Annotated in this window: 16 protein-coding genes; 8 read left to right on the forward strand and 8 right to left on the reverse strand. The window is 65.8% G+C overall.

Annotation, left to right across the window (positions count from 1 at the left end; translation table 11 throughout):
- The first annotated feature begins 73 nt into the window (after positions 1-73).
- From ACPYOD_RS02030 to ACPYOD_RS02060, 7 genes are all read left to right on the forward strand, one after another.
- A complete protein-coding gene (locus ACPYOD_RS02030) occupies positions 74-829 on the forward strand; it encodes an EAL domain-containing protein (protein ID WP_481300056.1) in 756 nt (251 codons plus the stop codon).
- 61 nt (positions 830-890) lie between these two features.
- Complete coding sequence (locus ACPYOD_RS02035) at positions 891-2279, forward strand: cation:proton antiporter (RefSeq protein ID WP_481300057.1); 1389 nt, start codon at positions 891-893, stop codon at positions 2277-2279.
- Positions 2280-2479: 200 nt separating this feature from the next.
- Entirely contained in the window at positions 2480-3475 is a 996-nt protein-coding gene (locus ACPYOD_RS02040; protein WP_481300058.1) for an SGNH/GDSL hydrolase family protein, read from the forward strand.
- A 194-nt stretch (positions 3476-3669) separates the two neighbouring features.
- Complete coding sequence (locus tag ACPYOD_RS02045; RefSeq protein ID WP_481300059.1) at positions 3670-4332, forward strand: ABC transporter ATP-binding protein; 663 nt, start codon at positions 3670-3672, stop codon at positions 4330-4332.
- Entirely contained in the window at positions 4325-6838 is a 2514-nt protein-coding gene (locus tag ACPYOD_RS02050; RefSeq protein WP_481300060.1) for an FtsX-like permease family protein, read from the forward strand. The genes ACPYOD_RS02045 and ACPYOD_RS02050 overlap by 8 nt, the downstream gene beginning before the upstream one ends.
- The gene (locus ACPYOD_RS02055) at positions 6838-7905 is read left to right on the forward strand and encodes a lipocalin-like domain-containing protein (RefSeq protein ID WP_481300061.1); all 1068 of its coding nucleotides are present in this window, start codon (positions 6838-6840) and stop codon (positions 7903-7905) included. Before ACPYOD_RS02050 ends, ACPYOD_RS02055 begins: the two co-directional genes overlap by 1 nt.
- A gap of 110 nt (positions 7906-8015) precedes the next feature.
- Positions 8016-8789 carry a YkgJ family cysteine cluster protein gene (locus tag ACPYOD_RS02060; RefSeq protein WP_481300062.1) on the forward strand — a complete coding sequence of 258 codons (774 nt, stop codon included), beginning with the start codon at positions 8016-8018 and terminating at the stop codon, positions 8787-8789.
- A 139-nt stretch (positions 8790-8928) separates the two neighbouring features.
- On the opposite strand, the gene cydB is transcribed toward ACPYOD_RS02060, so the two are convergent.
- Both cydB and ACPYOD_RS02070 read right to left on the reverse strand, forming a co-directional pair.
- Positions 8929-9936 (reverse strand): cytochrome d ubiquinol oxidase subunit II, encoded by a 1008-nt coding sequence (cydB, locus tag ACPYOD_RS02065; protein ID WP_481300063.1) that lies wholly within the window; start codon positions 9934-9936, stop codon positions 8929-8931.
- A gap of 7 nt (positions 9937-9943) precedes the next feature.
- Positions 9944-11362: a cytochrome ubiquinol oxidase subunit I gene (locus tag ACPYOD_RS02070; protein WP_481300064.1), complete on the reverse strand. Its 1419-nt coding sequence runs from the start codon at positions 11360-11362 to the stop codon at positions 9944-9946.
- Positions 11363-11536: 174 nt separating this feature from the next.
- Here ACPYOD_RS02070 and ACPYOD_RS02075 point away from each other — a divergent pair, with 174 nt between their 5' ends.
- Positions 11537-12634 carry a calcium:cation antiporter gene (locus ACPYOD_RS02075; RefSeq protein WP_481300065.1) on the forward strand — a complete coding sequence of 366 codons (1098 nt, stop codon included), beginning with the start codon at positions 11537-11539 and terminating at the stop codon, positions 12632-12634.
- A 25-nt stretch (positions 12635-12659) separates the two neighbouring features.
- Here the strand turns inward: ACPYOD_RS02075 and ACPYOD_RS02080 are convergent, their stop codons facing one another.
- The 6 genes from ACPYOD_RS02080 to ACPYOD_RS02105 all read right to left on the reverse strand — a co-directional run bounded on the left by ACPYOD_RS02080 (position 12660) and on the right by ACPYOD_RS02105 (position 20364).
- Positions 12660-13787, reverse strand: coding sequence for a histidine-type phosphatase (locus tag ACPYOD_RS02080; RefSeq protein ID WP_481300066.1), 1128 nt, complete (start codon positions 13785-13787; stop codon positions 12660-12662).
- Positions 13788-13876: 89 nt separating this feature from the next.
- Entirely contained in the window at positions 13877-16351 is a 2475-nt protein-coding gene (locus ACPYOD_RS02085) for a TonB-dependent receptor (RefSeq protein WP_481300067.1), read from the reverse strand.
- A gap of 108 nt (positions 16352-16459) precedes the next feature.
- On the reverse strand, positions 16460-17545 hold the full coding sequence (locus ACPYOD_RS02090) for a FecR family protein (protein ID WP_481300068.1): 1086 nt from the start codon (positions 17543-17545) through the stop codon (positions 16460-16462).
- Positions 17538-18056 carry an RNA polymerase sigma factor gene (locus ACPYOD_RS02095; protein ID WP_481300069.1) on the reverse strand — a complete coding sequence of 173 codons (519 nt, stop codon included), beginning with the start codon at positions 18054-18056 and terminating at the stop codon, positions 17538-17540. Before ACPYOD_RS02095 ends, ACPYOD_RS02090 begins: the two co-directional genes overlap by 8 nt.
- Positions 18057-18216: 160 nt before the next feature.
- The gene (locus tag ACPYOD_RS02100) at positions 18217-19506 is read right to left on the reverse strand and encodes a carbohydrate-binding protein (RefSeq protein ID WP_481300070.1); all 1290 of its coding nucleotides are present in this window, start codon (positions 19504-19506) and stop codon (positions 18217-18219) included.
- Positions 19507-19665: 159 nt separating this feature from the next.
- Positions 19666-20364, reverse strand: coding sequence for a TetR/AcrR family transcriptional regulator (locus ACPYOD_RS02105; protein ID WP_481300071.1), 699 nt, complete (start codon positions 20362-20364; stop codon positions 19666-19668).
- Between the last annotated feature and the right edge of the window lie 3 nt (positions 20365-20367).

The following is a 20367-nucleotide window of genomic DNA, read 5'->3' on the forward strand; positions in this document are numbered from 1 at the left end:
ACGTCAGGGCTGAAGTTGCGACGATGGGGCATCGTCCCGGCGGTAGTACATTCGACAAAGGGGGAAGCCGGCCATGACAACTACGCTCTGCAAGGGTTGCGGGGATGCCGCTGAGGTCGCCCGCCGCATCACGATGGCGTTCCAGCCGATCGTGGATGTGGACACCGCAACCGTCTTCGCCCACGAAGCTCTGGTGCGGGGAACGAACGGCGAATCGGCCGGCGACGTGCTGGCGTCCGTGGCGCACGAGAACCGCTACGCCTTCGACCAGGCCTGTCGCATCGTCGCCATCCGCACGGCCGCCGCGGTCAACCCACCCGGCCTGCTGTCGATCAATTTCCTGCCCAATGCCGTGTACGTCCCGGAGCATTGTCTCCAGGCCACCTTCGCGGCTGCACGGGAAGCCAACTGGCCGCTGAGCCGCGTGATTTTCGAGGTTACGGAACACGAGGAGGTCATCGACCACGACCATCTGGTCGACATCCTCACCACGTACAAGGCGCACGGCTTCCTTACCGCCATCGACGACTTCGGCGCTGGGTTCGCCGGAATGAACCTGCTGGCCGACTTCCAGCCCGACCTCGTGAAGCTCGACATCGGGCTCGTGCGGGGCATCGGTGCGAACCGGCCGCGACAGGTCATCGTCCGTCATCTCGTCGACCTCTGTGCGCAGCTGAGTGTCAGGCTGCTTGCGGAGGGCGTGGAAACCATGGAGGAGTACCGGGCGCTTCGGGATATGGGTATCGGGCTCCAGCAAGGGTTCCTCTTCGCCAGGCCGGCGTTCGAAGCGGTACCCACTGTCGCCTGGCCCGAAGACGCCGCCGCCTGAGCGGGCCAGGGTGCTGTCCCGCTTCGCGCGACCTTGACCCGACGCGGGCAACTATCGGGGCATGACTGCTCTCTGGTGGCTCGCCCTGACTGGCGCTCTCCTGCTGGCGACTTCATTCCTGTCGGGATGGATTAGCCGCGGGCCGGTCACCACGTTCGCGATCTATCTCGTCGTGGGTATCCTCATTGGGCCTGACGTGCTGGGCCTGACGAAACTGCCGCTGTCGCGCGAGCACATCCATTGGTTGCACCTGGCGACCGAGGCGGCGCTGGTGGCGTCGCTCTTCGTCACCGGCCTGAAGCTGCGCCTGCCGTTCCGGGACCGGGGTTGGGTCATGGCCATTCGGCTCGCCTTGCCGGCGATGGTGCTGACGGCGGCGGGAGTGACCGCCGTTGTGCATTTCGGTTTCGGCTGGCCGTTCGCGGCCGCGCTGGCGTTGGCCGCGGTCGTGAGTCCCACCGATCCCGTCCTCGCATCGCTGGTCTCGGTGGACGACGCGCGTGACGACGATCCCCTCCGCGTGGCACTTTCCGGCGAGGCGGGTCTCAACGACGGTACCGCGCTTCCCTTGCTCTTCCTCGCCTTCGCGCTGATGGAGCCAGGGGCGGACGTGACCGGCGTGGTCATGCACTGGTTCACGGTCGACGTGCTCTGGTCCCTGGCGGGCGGCCTGGCGATCGGCCTGCTCGGAGGATGGGGGCTCGGTTACGTGGGCACGCATCTTCGCTTTACCGCGCGCGATGTGGCACCAAGCGACTTTCTCGCGCTCGGCATCATGGTGGTGGTGTACGCGGTGAGCCGCATGCTCGATGTCTCGGGCTTCCTTGCGGCGTTCGCCGCCGGCGTGGGTCTGCGGCGGGTGGAACTGCGCGTGAGTGAGCGCACCGATCGCGAGAAGCCGAAGGAACCGGCGGCATCCGACACGCCGGCGGAGATGCGGATCAATCCCAACGAGCGGGCGCAGGCCAGTGTGGATCATCCCGCCGAGTCGGTGGGATGGGTCGTTTCGGACGCCTTGTCCTTCGGCGAGACCATCGAACGGCTCATCGCCGTGGCTCTCGTGCTCGCCGTTGGTGTCGCGGTGCTGCCGGCGGTGAACTGGGACGGCGTGATCGTCGCAGGGGCGTTGTTGCTCGTGGTCCGGCCCTTGTCGACGTGGATCGCCACCGCAGGATGCCGGCTACCCTGGCAGCGCAGGCTGCTGATCGGCTGGTTCGGCATCCGCGGGCTCGGCAGCCTGAACTACATGGCCTTTGCCGTGGTGCACGGGCTGGTGGGTGTCTCCGTGCCCGCCTTCGAGAGCGTCGTACTCACCGTGGTGGCGATGAGCATCGTCATCCACGGCATCAGCGTGACGCCGTTGATGCAATGGCGGGAACGCGCCATCGAAGCCGCGAGACGGCGCGACGGGCGCGAGCCTGTTCGCGACGGTCTCGAAGACCGCTCGTAACCTTCGAACGCACGCTTGGGGAAATGAATCGCGCAAATCGGGAATTTGCCGATGTGAGCGGGATCAGGCTGTCGCGATAGTGCTTGCCCGGGCACGGTATGCCGGTCCGGCAATCCGGTGGGGAAGACGTTGCCAGGCACCGGCCGGCATCGATCGCCTCATCGCACTAACTGATCCACCCCATCGAAAGGATCCCTTCCATGACCGTCAAGGTTAAACGACTCATCATCTTCGGTGACAGCCTCTCGGATATCGGCGTCAAGCGCGATAGTCCTACCGGCATGTTCGCCTCGCTGTTCGGCTTGATGCGTACCAATCAGGTCAAGCGCTTCAGCGACAACAGGAACTGGACTGATTTCATCTGGGAGTGGGCGGGCGGCAGCCCATTGATCACGGTGGACCAGGCCACGTCGATCGCCGCCGCGGCGCCGCATTTGCGCTGGAGCGCCAATAGCAGGAATGGCTCGCCGGCGAGGGATCCCGTCTACTACGCGAATTACGCCGAAGGCGGCGCCATGGGCGGTTCCGACCGCAGCAGCACCGGACTCGGGTATTTCAGGGAGCAGGTGGCTAAGTACACGCAGGACCTGAAGGCGTATCCCTTGAAGCCGGAGCATGGAGCAGGGTTGTACCTCATCTGGTTCGGCTTGAACGATCTGGTGACGAACGAACGCGACAAGTCAGACATGGCCAAGGTCGGCCAGGAGATGGCACGCATCTGCGAAGACATCGTCAAGCTCGATCCGAACGCGGCCTTCCTGTTCGGCAACCTGCCCGACCCGCAAGATGCGGTCCGCTACTACGGGAAAGAGGCGACCCAGAAGGTCATCGACTTCTCCACCGGCTCGCTGAACTTCGGGCATGAACTCGCGAAGCACATCAACGAGGATTTCCCGAAGAACAATCCGTCCGGCATCGTCGACATCTACACGCCGATGTACCACGTCTGCAGGAACCTCGACGCCTACGGTTTCATCAAGGAAGCGCAGCCGAAAGGCATCGAAGTGCGTTATGGCGCACCGCCTAAGAACCAGCGCGCTGCGTTCTGCACGACAACGAGCGACGAAGCCCATCCCACCGAAGAGGTCTACAAGGTCATTGCCCAGATATGGGCGACCGAGATCAAGAGGCACTTCGAACTTGGAGAATTGGGCCGCGCGGCCGACGCCACCTTCGTCGTCAAGGGAAACAACTGAAAACCGCATTCGGCAATGACACATCCCGGCCCGGCGAACCCTGTCGCGGCTCGCCGGGCCGATACCTTCGGGGCCTTCACCTTCGCGGCCTTGCGCCCAAGTGTCCGTATTCGCGCATCGTCCGCGGACGTGCGTGCACGAATCCGTTCGATTTGCCGGGGTAAACTGCTGTCCTTTATGCCAGGGAACTCCGGATGCTGAACGTCAAAGGTCTCGTCAAGACGGTGCCCGGCGGCCGGACATTGTTCGAGGGCATCGACCTGGCGCTGGCACCCGGCGAATTCGTCGCGATCATGGGCGAGTCCGGCGCGGGCAAGTCCACCCTGTTGAACCTGATCGCCGGGCTGGATTCGCCCGATGCCGGCAGTGTCCATATCGCGGGTACCGATATCGCCAGTCTCGATGACGACGGACGTACGCGGCTTCGCCGTGACCGCATCGGGTTCGTGTTCCAGGCATTCCACGTACTGCCGCACCTCGACCTCGCCCACAACGTGGCACTGCCTCTGGCGTTGCAGGGTGTCGAGGCGGAGGCCTCGCTGCGTGCGGCCAGCACCATGCTCGCATCGGTCGGGTTGGGAGGGCGCGACGAGGCGTATCCGCGCGAACTTTCCGGCGGCGAGTTGCAGCGCGTGGCTGTCGCGCGTGCGCTCGTTCACCGCCCGGGGTTGATCCTCGCCGACGAGCCCACGGGTAACCTGGACCCCGACACGGCCGCGCACACGCTCGGCTTGTTCGTGGAACAGGTGCGCGACGCCGGCGCCGCAGTGCTGCTGGTCACTCATTCCGCCGTGGCTGCCGCGGTGGCGGATCGCACGCTCGTGCTTTCGCCTGCCGGCCTGGCCGACCATGGCTGAGCCGCGGCTGCTTCCACTGGCGCGCCGCTGGCTGCTGTGGAGCGAGTGGCGAGCCTATCCAGGCCGGGTCGTGGCGGCGTTGCTCGCCATCGCACTCGGTGTCGCCCTGGGCTTTGCCGTGCACCTCATCAATGCCTCGGCACTGGGCGAGTTCGACAAGGCGGTGCGCTCGGTCGACGGCGCGGCAGACCTGACCGTGCGATCGAAGAATGCCTTCGGATTCGATGAAGCGCTGTATCCGCGCATGGCGCGCATGCACGGCACAGCGGTATCGCCGGTGGTGACGGTCGCCGCGACCCTCGACGGGAAAACCCAGGTCTCGCTCGAGGGCATCGACGTTTTCCGCGCGGCACCCATGGGGCAGGGCACCACGATGGGTGGGTCATCGGGATTCGAAGGTTTCCTCAGGGGGCGGTCCATTTACCTCTCCGCTTCCGCGCTCGCTGCCTCGGGACACAAGTTGGGTGAGTCGACCGTCGTCGAGGCAAACGGCCATGCGTTCCGCGCGGACATCGCCGGTACGCTGCCTGCCGCTGCGGGAAACCGGTCGGCCGTGATGGACATCGCAGCGGTGCAATGGCGATTCGGCATGCTCGGCCGGCTGCAGCGCATGGATATCCGGGTCGAGCGCGATGTCGATGTCGCGAAGACGAAGCAAGCCATCGCGGCAATGCTGCCGCCGGATGCCATCGTGGTCGACACCGCCGGCGAGGCCGCCCAGAACGACAGCCTCTCGGCCGCTTATCGCGTCAACCTCGACATGCTCGCGCTCGTGGCGCTGCTAACCGGCGGTTTTCTCGTGTATTCGGCGCAGTCGTTGTCGGTGGCCCGCAGGAATGCGCAGTTCGCGCTGCTGCGGGTGCTGGGCATGGAGGCGCGCAAGGTACGTGGGCAGGTGCTGACCGAGGCGATCCTGCTCGGCGTCGTGGGCGCCGGCGCGGGCATCGCCCTGGGCCTGGCCCTGGCATCGCTCGCGCTGAAGCTGCTTGGCGGCGACCTCGGGGGCGGATACTTCACGGGCGGCACGCCGCAGCTCGTTTTTGCCCCGTGGGCAGCGGCCATCTTCGCCTTGCTCGGCGCGGCGGCGGCGGTGTTCGGCAGCATGGTGCCGGCGCTCGCGGCGGCGCGCGCGGCACCGGGCATCGCCATCAAGAACCCCGGCGACATCGTCGATCCGCGTGTTCGCGTTCGGCCGTGGACGGCCGTCGCCTTGCTGGCATGTGCGGGCGTCGCCTCGGCGCTGCCGGCTGTACGCGGCGTCGCGGTCTTCGGCTATGTGGCGATGGCCATGCTGCTCGCGAGCGGCGTCGCCCTCATGCCCTGGCTCGCGCGTGCCCTCGTCTCGCCGTTACGCGGCCTGTCGCCCGAGGCGGTGCCGTTCCGGCTTGCCATCGCGCGCCTGTGGGGTGCGCCGTCGCAGGCGTCCGTGGCGCTTGCCGGCATCCTCGCCGCCACGGCCCTGACCGTGGCGATGGCGGTGATGGTAAGCAGCTTTCGCGAGTCGGTAGACCGGTGGTTGGGTGACGTGCTGCGGGCCGATATCTACATCCAGGCGAACGATACGGCGTCGGGTGGATTCGCTGCGACGACCCAGGCGCGCATGCGCGCCGTACCCGGCATTGCATGGATGGGCGTGCTGAAGGAAACCCCGCTGCGCTTCGACGAGCGGCGGCCTCCGGTGGCGCTCCTTGCGCGCACGCTGGACGGACCGGGCGCACAGCATTCGCTGCTGGGCCCGGAAGCACCGGTTCCTCCGGACGCGGTGGCCGCATGGATTTCCGAACCGGCGTCCCGCGTCTACGGCTGGAAACCGGGCGACCGGCTCACATTGCCCTTGCCTGGCACGCCCAAGGTCACGATAGCCGGCGTGTGGCGCGACTATGCCCGTCAGCACGGCGCCATCGTGGTCGATGAGCGCGCCTATACGCGCTGGACGGGCGACGCTACGCGCACGTCCGTATCGGTCGTCGTTGCCCCCGGTGCCGACAGCGATTCCGTCGTCGCCGGCTTGCGTGCGGCCGCCGGCAGGGAAGGGATCGAGTACACCATCGGTCGCCCCCAGGAGATACGACGTAAGGCGCTGGAGGCGTTCGACCGCAGTTTCCTCATCACGTACCTGCTGGAAGGTATCGCGGTGTGTGTGGGCCTTGCCGGCGTGGCGGCGACTGTCGGCGCGCAGGTGCTGGCACGCATCCGCGAGTTCGGCATGTTGCGCCATGTGGGCGCTACCCGCGGCGAACTCGCGCGGATGCTGCTGATCGAAGGCGCGCTGTTGGGTGGTGTCGGCGGCATCGCGGGTGTGGCGCTGGGGCTCGCCATGAGCCAGGTGCTCATCCATGTGGTGAACCCCCAATCCTTCCACTGGACGATGGACACGGTCCTTCCATGGCCCTTCCTTGGCGGTGTCGTCGCGACGCTGGTCGTCGCCACCGCGGGCGTCGCACTCGCCGTCGGCCGCAGTGTGCTTTCCACGGATGCGGTGCGCGCGGTGAGGGAGGACTGGTGATGCGGGCACGATCGCTGCTGTCGGTGCTGCTGCTCGTGACGGGCGTCGGTCTTGCGGGCGAGCGGGTGATCTTTCCACCGGTGCCCCACGAGGCGCCGGTGAGCTTGCCGCGCGACCATGGCGCGCATCCGGCCTACGGGCTGGAGTGGTGGTACATCACGGGTTGGCTGGCCACGAAGAGCGGCCCGGTTGGATTCCAGATCACCTTCTTCCGCCGGCGCATGCCGTTCAACGATGGAAATCCGAGCCGCTTCGCTCCCCGACAGTTCATCCTCGCCCATGCCGCGCTCGCCGACCCGGCGAAGGGGCACCTCGATCACGCTCAGCGCTTGGCACGCGAAGGCTTCGGGCTGGCGGAAGCGGTCACGAACGACACGAACGTGTCGATCGACGACTGGCAACTCGTGCGGCAGCGCGATGGGCGCTTCACCACGCATTTCGGCGGCGCCGACTTCACGCTGGACCTCACGCTCACGCCTACGCAAGCTCCCCTCTTGCAGGGCGATCGCGGATATAGCCGGAAGGGGCCGGGTGAGGGCGAAGCCAGCGCCTACTTCAGCGTGCCGCACCTGTCGGTCGAAGGCCGGCTGATGCGCGGTGCGGACATCGAAACCGTGAAGGGCACCGCGTGGCTCGACCGCGAGTGGTCGTCCAGCCTGCTCAATCCGCGTTCCGTGGGCTGGGACTGGGCGGGACTCAACATGGACGACGGCAGCGCCGTCACCGTCTTCCGGGTACGCGATGCGGATGGGCATCCGGTGTGGGCGGGTGGAAGCGTCCGCAAGGCGGATGGCTCGCTGTCTATCCTGCGGCCGGAGGACGTCGCCTTCGAAACCCGGCGAGTGTGGCGCTCTCCGCGCACGAGCGCGGCCTATCCGGTGGAAACGACCATCCGGATCGCCACGCCGGCCGGAACGAAACGCTATGTCGTGCAGCCGCTGATGGACGACCAGGAACTGGACACCACGTCCTCCGGAGGCCCCGTCTATTGGGAGGGTGCAGTGCGGGTGCCCGGTGGACGCGGGTACCTCGAGCTTGTGGGTTACGGCGGCAAGGTAAGGCTCTGATGCGCCGTGCGCGAGAACTTGCGCGGGCGCCGATGTAACCTTTGCACCGGCCGCGACGAATGGTTTGGGCAGACTGCCGTTCGCCGGACGTAACCAGCCCAGGGGCCCCGATGACCATCCATTTTTCATGCACCATGTGTGGCCGCTGCTGCCACGGGCTGCGCCTGCCCATCGGTGTCGACGAGGCCATGGCGTGGTTGCGCGACGGGGGCAACGTGCAACTGTTCTGCGAGGCCATTCCATGGCCCGAGGAACCGCCGTCGGACAATCACCTGGCCTGGTACAAGCGCCGCCGTTCCTTCGCCGCCACCAGCGGGCAGCTTCCCGTGCGCATCATCGTGTCGTTGATGGCCGTGTTCGAAGGCGCCTGTCCGAACCTGCAACCCGACATGCGTTGCGGCATCTACGAGCGGCGGCCGCGCGCCTGCCGTGTGTATCCCGCCGAAGTGAATCCGTTCTTCGCGTTGGATCGCGAGGCGAAGCTGTGTCCGCCGGAGGCATGGCAGAGCGTGGAAGTGCTCCAGTCGGACGACGGCAACTGGCGCGACCCCGAGGTGGCGGGTGCCATCGTGGGCATGCGCGAAGCCGACGCGCGCGATGCCGAGGTCAAGGCGCGCCTTTGCGCGATCCTGGGCATCCTGTCGAGCGGGTTGTCGAACGAGGGCGTGGTGATCCACGCACCGGAGAACGCAAGGTTGCTTGCTGCCCTGGAGGCTGCGACAACGGGTGCCGGGGAGCAACAGCCCCAGGCATGGCACATCGTGTCGCACCGGCGCGCGACGCTCGACCTCCTGCAATCCGCAGGCACCGCCTCCCTGGCCTCGACGGCGTTGGAAGGTACGGCGAGTTTCCTGGGCTTCGTCGCTGGCGACGTGTCGGCATGAACACTGGCGGGAAGCGTGCTTCCCGCTCAGCGCGGCACAAGGAGACGAAAGAGCAGCGCTATCAGGCCCACGGCCACGACGCCGCCCACATAGAGCGCAACGAACCAGGCGGCCTGCCGCCAACGGCTGCGCGCATGCATCAGTGGTACCCCGGATCGTCGGCGCGCACCTTCCCCCGGAACACCCAGTAGGCCATGGCCGTGTACACCAGGATGATGGGAACCACGATGGCCGCGCCCACCAGCGTGAACAGCTGGCTGGAGCGAGGCGCGGAGGCCGTCCAGATGTCCAGCGACGGCGGCACGATGTTGGGGAAGATGCTGATGATCAGGCCCGTGTAACCGAGGAAAAGGATGCCCAGGGTCAGCAGGAACGGCGTGCGGTCGGCACCGCGGCGCAGGGCCCTGAGGATGCCCACGAGACACGCCAGGACGAGCACCGGAACCGGCAGGAAGTAGAACAGGTTCGGAACCGTGAACCAGCGCGTCGCGACGGCTTGCTGGCCCAGCACCGTCCACAGGCTGACGACGCCGATCGTCACGCCCAGCACGAGCGTCAGCGGACGCATCAGCACGCCCATGCGACGGCGCAGTTCGCCTTCCGTCTTCATCAGCAGCCAGCCGCAACCGAGCGTGGCGTAGGTTACCGTCAGGCCGATGCCCGCGAAGAGATTGAACGGGGTGAACCAGTCGAAAGGCCCGCCCGCGAACTTGCCGTCACGTACCTCGATGCCTTGCAGGAGGGTACCGAGGATCACGCCCTGCGCGAACGTGGCGACCCCGGAGCCGGCGATGAAGGCCAGGTCCCAGAGGTGCTGCGTGCGCCGCGCCTTCGCCCGGATCTCGAACGCCACACCACGGAAGATCAGCCCGCACAGCATGGCCACGATGGGCAGGTAGGTAGCGGGCAGCAGGATGGAATAGGCAAGCGGGAAGACGGCGTAGAGTGAGGCGCCGCCGAGCACCATCCATGTCTCGTTCCCGTCCCACACCGGTGCGACGGTGTTGAGCATGACCTGGCGTTCGCCTTCGCGGTCGAAGAAGGGGAAGATCAGGCCGATGCCGAGATCGAATCCGTCCAGCGCCACGTAAAGGAAGACGCCGAAGCCGATGATGGCCGCCCAGATGACTGGCAGGTCGATGGTCATTGGCTTGTCACTCGTCGATGGGGTCGGTGGGCCGCGAAAGCGGGCGATGGTCGAAGCGTTCCCTGCCGCGGCCGGTGTCGGCCGCCTCTTCGTCCGCCTCGTCGCGGGGGAGGTCGGGCCCCTTCGCCATGAGCTTCAGCATGTAGTAGATGCCTGTGCCGAAGACGAGGAAATACACCATCACGAAGATCATGAGCGAGGTGCCCACCTGTTGCACGGTGAGCGCCGAGACGGCATCCCGTGTACGCAGCACCCCGTACACCACCCATGGCTGGCGCCCGGCTTCGGTGGTGACCCAGCCCGCGAGCAGCGCGATGAGGCCCGTCGGCCCCATGCATAGCGCGAAGCGCTGGAACCAGCGTGTTTCGTAGAGCCGCCCACGCCGCCGCAGTGCGAGCCCGAGGAGGGCCAGCAGCAGCATGAGGAGGCCCATGCCCACCATGATGCGGAAGCTCCAGAACACGATGGTCGAATTGGGCCGGTCTTCGGGCGCGAAGGACTTCAGCCCCTGGATCTCGCCATCCCAGCTATGCGTGAGGATGACGCTGCCCAGGTGCGGTACCTGCAAGGCGTAGCGCGTGGTCTCGGCCTCCATGTCGGGCCAGCCGACGAGGTTGAGCGACGTGCCGCCTTTTTCGGTTTCCCAGATGCCTTCGATGGCCGCGATCTTGGCAGGCTGGTACTCACGCGTATTCAGGCCGTGGGCATCGCCCACCGCAACTTGTATCGGCACTACCAGCAACAGCATCCACAACGCCATCGAGAACGACTTGCGGATGGCCGGATCCTTCCGCCCGCGCAGCAGGTGCCATGCGGCGGTGGCGCCGACGAGCAGGGCGGCGACGATGAACGCCGCCAATGCCATGTGCACAAGGCGATAGGGGAACGACGGATTGAAGACGATCTTGAACCAGTCCACGGGAACGATCCTGCCGTCGACCAGCGCATGTCCCTGCGGCGTCTGCATCCAGCTGTTGGACGAAAGGATCCAGAACGTGGAAATGAGGGTGCCGATGGCGACCATCAGCGTGGCGACGAAGTGGGCACGCGGGCCCACCTTGGTCCAACCGAAAAGCATGATGCCGAGGAAGCCGGCCTCCAGGAAGAATGCCGTCAGCACCTCGTAGGTCAGCAGGGGCCCGGTCACCGAGCCCGCCACCGTGGAGAAGCCCGACCAGTTCGTACCGAACTGGTAGCTCATCACCACGCCGGAAACGACCCCCATGGCGAAGCCGACCGCGAAGACCTTCGACCAGAAGAAGAACAATTCCTTGTAGACGACCTTTCCCGTCTTCAGCCACAGGCCTTCGAGCACCGCCAGGTAGCTGGCCAGGCCGATGCTTATGGCGGGAAAGATAATGTGGAATGACACCGTGAAGGCGAACTGCCAGCGTGCCAGGAGTAGCGCCGTGTCGGGAACGTGCATGGGTTTCTCCGTCTTGCGCACAGTCTAGGCCGCTGCGGGCGCCGGACATGCCGGCGCGACACTTTGGCGCGCGGACGATTGTCGCAGTACGGAGGGGGCTGCCGGCTAGTAGCGGCTTACCCTGGCGGCGGGAATGTTAGGATCGGACTGGTCAACCGGGTCGGGGAGGCAGGCATGGCATCGTGGCACGGCGAGCGGTTCCTTCTCGTGAGCCTGGTTACCTGCGCAGTCTTCCTTGTCGCCCCCCGGACGCTCCTTGCCGGCATGGAGTCGCCGGCGCGCCTGGCCGCCGTTTTCGCCTGGTTGTTCTTCGTCATCCTCGGTTCGGCGGTGGCGGTGGTTCGCCATGCCGAACACCTTGCCCACCACCTGGGCGAGCCGCGCGGCACGCTGATCCTCACCCTGGCGGTCACGTCGATCGAGATCATGAGCATCGCTGCGGTGATGCTTCACGGTGCGAACAACCCCACCTTGGCGCGCGACACGCTCTTTTCGGTGACCATGATCGTGTTGAACGGCATGCTTGGACTGGCCCTGCTGCTGGGCGGTCTGAGACACCGCGAGCAGACTTACAACCTGCAGGGCGCGAACGCCTACCTGGGCCTGATCATCCCGCTGGGCGTGCTCGGCATGGTAATGCCCGGGTTCGCACGCGACCCGTTGCAATCGCACCTCCAGTTGTCTCAGCAGTTGTTCCTGGCGCTGTCCGCGCTGGGCCTGTACGCCACCTTCCTGTTCCTCCAGACGCGTGCCTTGCGCGGCTACTTCGTGGCGACCGGGCCGGCCCCTTACCAGGAGCGGCCCGAGCGCACGGCCGGCAGGGGGCCGAAAGTAGCCGCGTTCTTCCTCGTCGCGTACATGGTCCCGGTGGTCTTCCTCGTGGACAAGCTGGCCGTGCCGGTGGACTACGTGGTGGAAACGATGGGCGCTCCCGCGTTGCTCGGCGGGCTGGCCATGGCCATGCTCGTGGCGCTTCCGGAAGGATTGGGCGCCATCCGGGCTGCGGGTCGCAACGAACTGCAGCGATCCGTGAACGTATTGCTGGGCTCGGTGTTGTCGACGATCGGCCTTACCATTCCCGCCATCCTGATCATCGGCCGTGTCACCGACCATCCGGTGGAACTGGCGCTCGGGGGTACCGACCTCGTCCTGTTCGTGCTGACCCTTTTCCTTTCCGTGGTGACGTTCTCGAGCCCACGCACGCATTTGCTTCAAGGCGCGGTGCACCTTCTGGTGTTCGCGTGGTTCGTGTTCTTTATCTTTGCGCCGTAAGGCTCGCGAATGGCCTTGCCGCAAATTAGTGCGTTGCTTTCAGGGCTGGTAGTGTCGCCTCGACGCGCGTTGTGTCCAGGGCCCGGTCGACGATGGCCTTGAACTCCGCTGCCGTGCACTCGCCGATAGCGCGGCAACCGGCTATCCGCACCGGCAGCGCTTTCATGTCGGAATAGCGATTGATGCGAAGTTCAAGCATCGATGGCATCAGGCTGCGTATGCGGACCACGCTTTGTCCATCGTGGTTGGTCAGCGAGAACAGGAGCGCGCCGCCTGGCGGGTAGTCGTCAGGGCGCCTGGGGTCGTGCCAGTCGAGACCGAGGACGCCGGCGACGTTGGCCAGGTTCGTGTCGTGGCCTACCAGGACGACGACGCCCTTGCGCGATGCGAAGAGCGATTCGACGCCGGCGGGCTTGGCGGGAGCCAGACCGAGCGTGGCGGCGATGTGGGCGACGAGGTTGGAGCTGGCCTGTGCGGCGGCGGGCATGGCCTTCTTCGTCGCCGCGAACTGCTCGTTGTGCAGGGTGATGAGGCGACCGAGCAGGTCGACGCCGCCGCGGCCGAAGGCGACATTCTCCATGACCATGCCTTGGGCGAAGGCGAGCATGAGGTTTTCGCTCAGGGTGCCTGCGAGTTTCATCGCCTTTTCGGGGTCGGCGGGGAGGAGGCGTTTTCCGTCGCGTTTGGCGATGGTGGAGCAGGTGGCAGGAATGCAGCCGAGGAGGGTGGATTGGAGTTCCGCCAGGGCTGAAGGCGGTTGCGGGATGCTGTCGCGCACAGGGCGCGCTTCTGCGGAGGATGTGTCGTCTTCGGATTCGCGGTAGTGGAAAAGCGGGTTGTTCGATGAGCCCTCGGTGGCCTTGTAGCCCGTGGTGCAACCAGGGGTAAGCCCCTTGAGGAGGGCTTCGCTGCTTTCGCGGTTGCGGGGCGTGCTGTCACCTATGACGACGAACGTCGCGGCGTCGGGGCAGGTGTCGCCGAGGAGGCCGTCGGCGGTGAATTGGTCGCGCAGGCGGGCGCCGATCCCCGTCATGCCCTCCCTCCCGTGCGGCGTGAGCATGCCGGGCGCGACGGGCCAATCCGGCCAGGCGGCGTTCGCATAGTCCGCATAGTTCGCCGACGGCTTCGTTGGTGAACGGACGCCGTGGCGCATGAGAACCACCTCGAGCCTCACCTCATCCTCAGCATAGGCCGCCGAGGACAGGAGGGCAAAGGTGGCGACGAGAAGGGAAGGGAGAATCTTCACAGCTTCACCGACAGGTCGAGGAATATGCCGCGGCCAGGCAGGCCGAAGTACAGCGGATCGCCGCTCACCGCCTGCGTTCCCGCATAGCCCGTGAACTTGTGCACGTTGAAGAGGTTGTTCACGTCGACGCTGATCGAGAAACCCTTCGTGCCTGCCGGCCCCTTGTCGGTACGATAGCCCGCGGCGGCGTCCACGGAAAAATACCCGGCGATGCGCTCGTCATTGCGGAACACCAGGTTGCCGTCGTCGTCGGTGGTGTTGTCGACACCGTACTGATGGCCGAGGAACTTGCCCATCAGCGAACCGAAATAGCCGTCATCGCCGCTGTACAGGAGGCCCATAGCGGCCGTGACCTTCGGCGTCCCCGCAATCTGCACGTCGCCGCCCTTATAGGTGGCCTTGTTGTAGCTGGCGTTGCCGTAGAGGCTGAGGGCGTGGGTCAGCGCCCAGGTGGCTTCGAACTCCGCGCCTTTGTAGATCGCGCCTCCGCCATTGACGAACGTGTTCTCCTTGCCATTGTCGGTGGCGACTTCGGTTTCGGAGATGTAGTTCGAGAAGTCGATGTAGTACACATCGGCGCCGAAGGTGAGCTCACGGGCGGCGTAGGCCGTACCGAGCTGGTAGTTGCGCGTGGTTTCCGGCGACAGTCCGCGCGATCCGTTCACCTGGATCACATCGATGGGCGGCGCGAGGAAGCCCTTGGCGGCTTGCGCATATGCGCTCCAGGAATCGCTCAGGCGGTCGTGGACGCTGATCGAAGGCAGGGTGGCACGATAGGTCGCCTCTGCGTCCAGCGGCACGGGCGGCGACACCTTGTTGAGCGGCGCGTCGATGCTGCGCGTCACTTCGGAATAGCGCACGCCAGGACTCACGGTGATGTCGTCGGTGGCTTTCCAATCGTATTGCACATAGGGCTGCACGGTATCCGTCCGGTCACTGAGCACATAGTTTTCCATGGGGCCGTACTTCGTGCCGGTCTTCTCGCCCGTGGTCAGGTCCAGAGGGTACTGGTAGCGCGCGTCCAGGCTGCGCTCGAGCCAGATACCGGTGAGGAAGGTGCCGGGGCCGAGGTCGTGGCCCAGGCGAAGCACATTGCCGAACGCATGGAAGCCGGAGTCGGAGAGCTTGCCCGGTATATCGGCGGGGGCAGTCGAGACCTTCTTGCCCTTGGCGTTGTAGAAGGTCACGCCGTTGTGCGCGGGGTCGATATCCGACGCATCGGCCGCCTTGCGGGCCCAATGGTCGAAACTGTTGTAATACACCTTGTCGTCGAGCTCCCAACCGGCAAGCGTGGTGGCGAGGCCCAGGTAATTGAAGCTGGAATAATAGGCCGCGTTGTTGGCGCCCTTGTAGTTCTGCACGCCGGGGTCGTCGCCCAGTCCGAAACGCCAGCCGAAGCGGTCGATCTCGTCCCGGGTCGAGCCCTGCACGGTGTTCTGGTGCTCGCGGTTGTAGCTGGTGACGAAGGTGAGGGTGGTGGCGTCGCCGAGTTGGCTGATCGTCTTCACGAAAACATGGTCGCGCTTGTCGTCGGTGCCCTTCAGGTACGTGTCGCTCGATTCCTTGGAAACGTCCGCGAAGATGCGTGTACGGCCTATCGACTCGTCGGCCGCCACACCACCCGCGCGCGTGTTCCAGCTGCCAACGGTGAGATAGGGCGTGATGCCGGGCTCGTCGGACGGATCGCGCGACCGCAGTGCGATGGTGCCGCCGAAGGTGGCGTTGCCGATGGTGCTGCCGCCACCCGGGCCGCGGTCGATCTCGGCCTGGCCCAGCACGTGGTTGTTGAAATAGGCGGAGGTCGTGTGGTGGAGGTCGCTCGCGTCGCCGAACGGGATGCCGTCGAAGGTGATGTTGAACTGGCCATCCTGGAAGCCGCGCAGGCTGATGCCTTCGTTCTTGCCGAGGCCGGGGCCTTCCGGCGAGGTGACGGTGATGCTGGGCGCGTACTTGATGATGTCGTCGAAATTGGCGTTGAAGCGCAGGCCGTCGCGGATGAAGCGCTCGTCGATCACGGAGGTCGGCTGCGTGGCGTCCAGCGGTGGCGCGCTGGGTGCCAAGGTATCCACGGCGTTGGCGTGGACGCTCACGGGAGCGAGGTCGCTCGCCGGGTCACGGGTGTCGATGGGCGGCAGCGCGGTGTCGGCGGCGGCCCGGCCGGCGTGGACGTTTCCCGGGACGATCTGCACTGTGGTCGGCGTGACGAAACGGTAGGTCCGGTCGGTACCGCGAAGGAGGGCGGCCAATTGCCGTTCCGCGGAAAGCCCTGCCGGGGCTGCCGCGCTCCTTGCACCGGCGGGCACGCCGGCGTCGTACACCACTTGCCAGCCGGTATCCCTGGCGAACTGGTCCAGCGCCTGGGCAAGCGGCATGGCGGCGATGGCGGCTGTGGAAGCGGGAGCCGCGACGGCGGAGAACGAGGCGCCGGCCGCCAGGGCCAGCGCGATGTGGAACGCGAGGGGGTGACGCATGGACGACTTCCTTGGATGGTGGGCTTGGGGACGGCGATGTTCCGTCCGACACCATCTGAAGAGTCCCCGCGCGGCAAATCGGGTACCGCGAGTTCGGTGAATTTTTTCTTACAGCCGCTTTCCGTCGCGGGCCGCCACGAAGCGAATATGTTCCGCATCGTGGATCACCGCCACGCCGGGAAGACTGCCCAGGTAGCTCACGAACGCCGCCGCATCCCGCGCGTGGAAAACGCCACTGATGCGCTTGGCCGCCAGCTTCGGGTCCTCGATGGTCAGCGGCCGCGGCGTGTATGCGTTGAAGCGCCGGGCTACCTCGGCCACGGTTTCGTCATGGAACCGGAGTTCTTCGGGAAGCCAGGCCGCGGTAGTGGCTTCGACATGGGCGCGGGACACGAGCCTGCCATCGGTCGAGATCGCGGCGCTGTCGCCGCCGGCGAGTTCCACGATGCGCCTGGGCCGCGAGCCATCACCGGCAAGGCGGCGTGCGCGATCGAACCACGGCGATGCCGCGTCGAAGACGGCCACGTGACCACTTACCACCGAAACTTCCGTGGTGTCCGCGCCGCGGCTTACGTTGAATACGGTGCCGATATCTTCGATCCGCTGGTTGCCCGCCTCCACGGTCATCGGACGTTGCTCGTCCTTGCCGATATCGAACGAGGCATTTCCCGTCAGCAGTGCGATGCGGCGCGATCGGTCGTCGAACGCCACATCCACGGCGCTGTCTGGTGCCAATTGCAGCCGGGTGTCGTCGGGGAGCGTGACCGTGCGGATGTCGCCGCCATCCGCGGTATATCGTACGGGCGGCGCCTTCGTTCCGGGCCATGCGACGAGGAAGGCGACGGAAGCCGCGAGCACGACCGTCGCCGCAATGGCGCCGACGCGCAGAGCCGGCCGCCGCCCGCCACGGCGCGACGCTGGACGTTCTCTCCGTTCGGATGCGGCGTGCAGAGGCACTACGCTGGGTTCGTTGGCCGCCAGCTCGCGCAGCGCGTCGCGCGCGGTAGCGTCCATCGCGGTGGCGGCACGCAGGTCGCCATGCAACTGCGCAATGGCGAGGTATTCGGCCACGTGCTGCGGCGATCGGCGCAGCCAGCCGGCGAAGCGCTCATGCGTTGGTGCGTCGTCCGCCGCATCGCGCAGGGTCAGGTACCAATCGGCTGCTTCTTCGGTGAGCCGCTTTCGGTTATTCATAGCGAAGCAATCCTTGCCGGCACGCGGCCAGTCCCTTGACGATGTATTTCTTCACCATGTTGGGTGAAATGGAGAGCTCGTCGGCGATCTGCCGGTACGAGAGGTCGTCGCGATAGTGAAGCACCAGCACGGCGCGGCATTTCGGGGAAAGCCGTCCGATCAACGTGCCAAGGCGCTTTCGCCGCAACTCGCGGTCTATTGCGAGGGCGGCATCGCATGGCGTGGAAAGGCGTTCGATGACCTCTTCCAGTCCCTCGCTGCTCACCGGCGCACGGGACCGCATCTGCGCATGTTCCTTCACCAGGTTGGCGGCCACGGTGAAGAGATAGGCTTCGGGGTTCCTCACTTCGGACGCACCTTCCTGGCCAGTCCTGAGCAGGCGCAGGTAGACCTCCTGTACGAGATCCTGTGCATCCCAGCGGTGGGCGACGCGGCGAAGGAAGTAGTTGGCAAGCGTAGGGCTTTTGTCTGCCAGAAGGCGCGCCCAGCTCTGCGGCGTCTCGGTCGGCACGGTGGCTCCAGGTTCGTGCGACGAGCCTAGGCGCCGATCATGGCAGTTTTGTGAAACCGCGCTCCGTGGGAGTCGCTTCGGCGGCGATGCCGCGGCAGCGGACGGGCTTGCCGTGAGCATCCTATCGCCGCTGAAGCGGCTCCCACAGGAGTTCCTCCGTTTATTTGCCCAGGTTGCTCAGGAACCGCTTCGTGTACTGCAGCACGGTCGTGCTCGGCACCGAGTTGCAGGTGGGCGAGGCGAAGCCGCCGCCGCAGGGGTTGTCACGGTCCAGCGACCAGAAATGCACGCCCGCGAGCTTGTTCGTGGCGGCATAGCTGGTGACGGTGTCGATGTCGGCGATGGTGAAGGTCTCGCTGGCGACATCGTTGACGCCGATCATGGGCGTGATCTCGATCTTGGTCAGTGGAATGCCATAGGTGTGCTGCAGGTTCTTCACCGCCTGGACGGCGGACTGTCCCATGTCGCAGCTGCCGTTCTTCACCACGCAGATGCCGGGACCGGCGCTGCCATAGTCCATCGTCATGAGGTTGATGGTGTAGTTCTTCAGGCCCGATGCCTTCACGGCCCGCACCACGGCGTCGCCGGTGGCATTCACACCGCCGTAGCTGCCGTCCGATGCGGCCAGCGTGGCCAGGGTGAACGAGAAGCGCAGGTTGGGGTACAGGCTCTCGGCGTATACGGCATTGCTCACCAACGCATTGAGTTGCGCAGGCGACTGGCCGCCCTCGATGTCGAAATCGACGCCGACCATGTGCGGCCCCATGTAGCGCGAGAGGAAGTTCGCCATGCCTGTGGCGCTGCCGCAGGTGAAGACGCCGGCCTGGCCGCCGGTGGAAACGACGTAGTTCACCCCGGCGTTGTTCAGCCGCGAGATGTTGGCACTGGCGAACGCCGCCGCGGGAACCCCGCCCCAGTTCTCGCTGCCGCATTCGCCCGTGGCGAAAGCGAGCGTGATCGCGCCGAGATTGGGCACCTGCGTGGACACCAGGCTGCCGCTTCCCACCACGGGAAGGCGGGTGCCGGTCACCATGGTCGACATGATGTTGGTGTTCCAGTCGAGGTTGATGGTGATGTCCTTGTACGGACTGAACAACAGGTCGCCCGAAGTGGGGGGCGGATTGTCGGGCGGGTTGTCTGGTGGGTTATCGGGTGGCGTGTCGCCGCCCGTACACGAACCCTGCGACGTCCAGGGCTGGCCGGATCCGCTGCCGCCGTTGTTCGTGGCCGGGTCGTTGCCCTGGGTCCACCAGTTGGCCACGTAGTTCACGCCGTTCTCGCTGGCCGTGTTGCCGGCCGTATAGACCTTGCTCGCCTCCCACGCCGCCGCGCAGGTGTCTGCGGCGTGCGCCTCGTGTACGGGTACCACGAGGGAAAAGGCGAGGGCGGTGGCCAGCCCGAGGGATGTCTTGATGAGCATGAGCGCCTCCAGTTCGAGTGTGATGGGCAAGCGTCCCTGCTTCGTCGATCGACTGCGAAAGCGACTCCGGTTTAGGCTTCGATGACAACGTTGTCTATTGGGCAAATGGCGAAATGTGACGCACTGCGCGCGAAAATCGATACGCATATTCGGCGTTGCTGACAACGAAGGACATTTTGCATCGCAGCATCAGGCGCGCGTGTAGCGGGCCTCGCCTTCGACGAATTTGTCGTAGTAGCGCACGACCATCTCGGCCACTTCGGTGTTGATCCGGTCGCCGTCCATCTGCGGGTTGTCGACCACCATTTCCGTCGCGGCGTACATCACTTCCGTGGACAGGCGCATGGCGATGCGCAAGGCGTTTTCGTCGGCATGCGGATAGCGGTCGCGCAGGCCCTGGAAGGTGGTTTCGGCGACGTCGTCATGCGAGTCGAGGCGGATATGCCGAAGCGTGGGCACGGCGCGAAGCGCGCGCATGATCCACACCGCACCCGGGAAAGCGAGCGTCGCGGCGTTGATGGCGGCCTGCATGTCGCGCAAGCCGCGGATGGATGCGTCGCGTGACCCGTCGTAATCGAGCTGCTTCTCCTTCTCCAGCCACGCCCGGTACGCCTCGTTCTGGCGCTTCATCAGGCGCTCGCCCAGTTCCTTGATGATCGCGTACTTGTTCGGGAAGTACCGGTACAGGGCAGGGGGCGACAGCCCGGCCTCCTCGCAGATGAGGTTGGTGGACAGACGCTCGACGCCGACGTCGCCAAGCAGTCTCGCCGTGACCTCGAGGATCAGTTCGAACGTTTCCACGGAGCGTTGCTGCACGGGCTGCTGCTTCGTTCCCAGGGGGATGGCGGATCGTTTGCCGGACGCCTTCCCGGGCGTGACGCGTTTCATGCG

The organism is Luteibacter sp. HAY1-4A (genome assembly GCF_056755355.1).

Excerpts from the sequence above, each read along its gene's own strand:
- ACPYOD_RS02035 (WP_481300057.1), top strand. The coding sequence starts at position 891 with ATGACTGCTCTCTGGTGGCTCGCCCTGACTGGCGCTCTCCTGCTGGCG.
- cydB (WP_481300063.1), bottom strand. The coding sequence starts at position 9,936 with ATGACCATCGACCTGCCAGTCATCTGGGCGGCCATCATCGGCTTCGGC.
- ACPYOD_RS02055 (WP_481300061.1), top strand. The coding sequence starts at position 6,838 with ATGCGGGCACGATCGCTGCTGTCGGTGCTGCTGCTCGTGACGGGCGTC.
- ACPYOD_RS02085 (WP_481300067.1), bottom strand. The coding sequence starts at position 16,351 with ATGCGTCACCCCCTCGCGTTCCACATCGCGCTGGCCCTGGCGGCCGGC.
- ACPYOD_RS02090 (WP_481300068.1), bottom strand. The coding sequence starts at position 17,545 with ATGAATAACCGAAAGCGGCTCACCGAAGAAGCAGCCGATTGGTACCTG.
- ACPYOD_RS02045 (WP_481300059.1), top strand. The coding sequence starts at position 3,670 with ATGCTGAACGTCAAAGGTCTCGTCAAGACGGTGCCCGGCGGCCGGACA.
- ACPYOD_RS02080 (WP_481300066.1), bottom strand. The coding sequence starts at position 13,787 with ATGCGCCACGGCGTCCGTTCACCAACGAAGCCGTCGGCGAACTATGCG.
- ACPYOD_RS02060 (WP_481300062.1), top strand. The coding sequence starts at position 8,016 with ATGACCATCCATTTTTCATGCACCATGTGTGGCCGCTGCTGCCACGGG.
- ACPYOD_RS02040 (WP_481300058.1), top strand. The coding sequence starts at position 2,480 with ATGACCGTCAAGGTTAAACGACTCATCATCTTCGGTGACAGCCTCTCG.
- ACPYOD_RS02070 (WP_481300064.1), bottom strand. The coding sequence starts at position 11,362 with ATGCACGTTCCCGACACGGCGCTACTCCTGGCACGCTGGCAGTTCGCC.
- ACPYOD_RS02105 (WP_481300071.1), bottom strand. The coding sequence starts at position 20,364 with ATGAAACGCGTCACGCCCGGGAAGGCGTCCGGCAAACGATCCGCCATC.
- ACPYOD_RS02075 (WP_481300065.1), top strand. The coding sequence starts at position 11,537 with ATGGCATCGTGGCACGGCGAGCGGTTCCTTCTCGTGAGCCTGGTTACC.
- ACPYOD_RS02030 (WP_481300056.1), top strand. The coding sequence starts at position 74 with ATGACAACTACGCTCTGCAAGGGTTGCGGGGATGCCGCTGAGGTCGCC.
- ACPYOD_RS02050 (WP_481300060.1), top strand. The coding sequence starts at position 4,325 with ATGGCTGAGCCGCGGCTGCTTCCACTGGCGCGCCGCTGGCTGCTGTGG.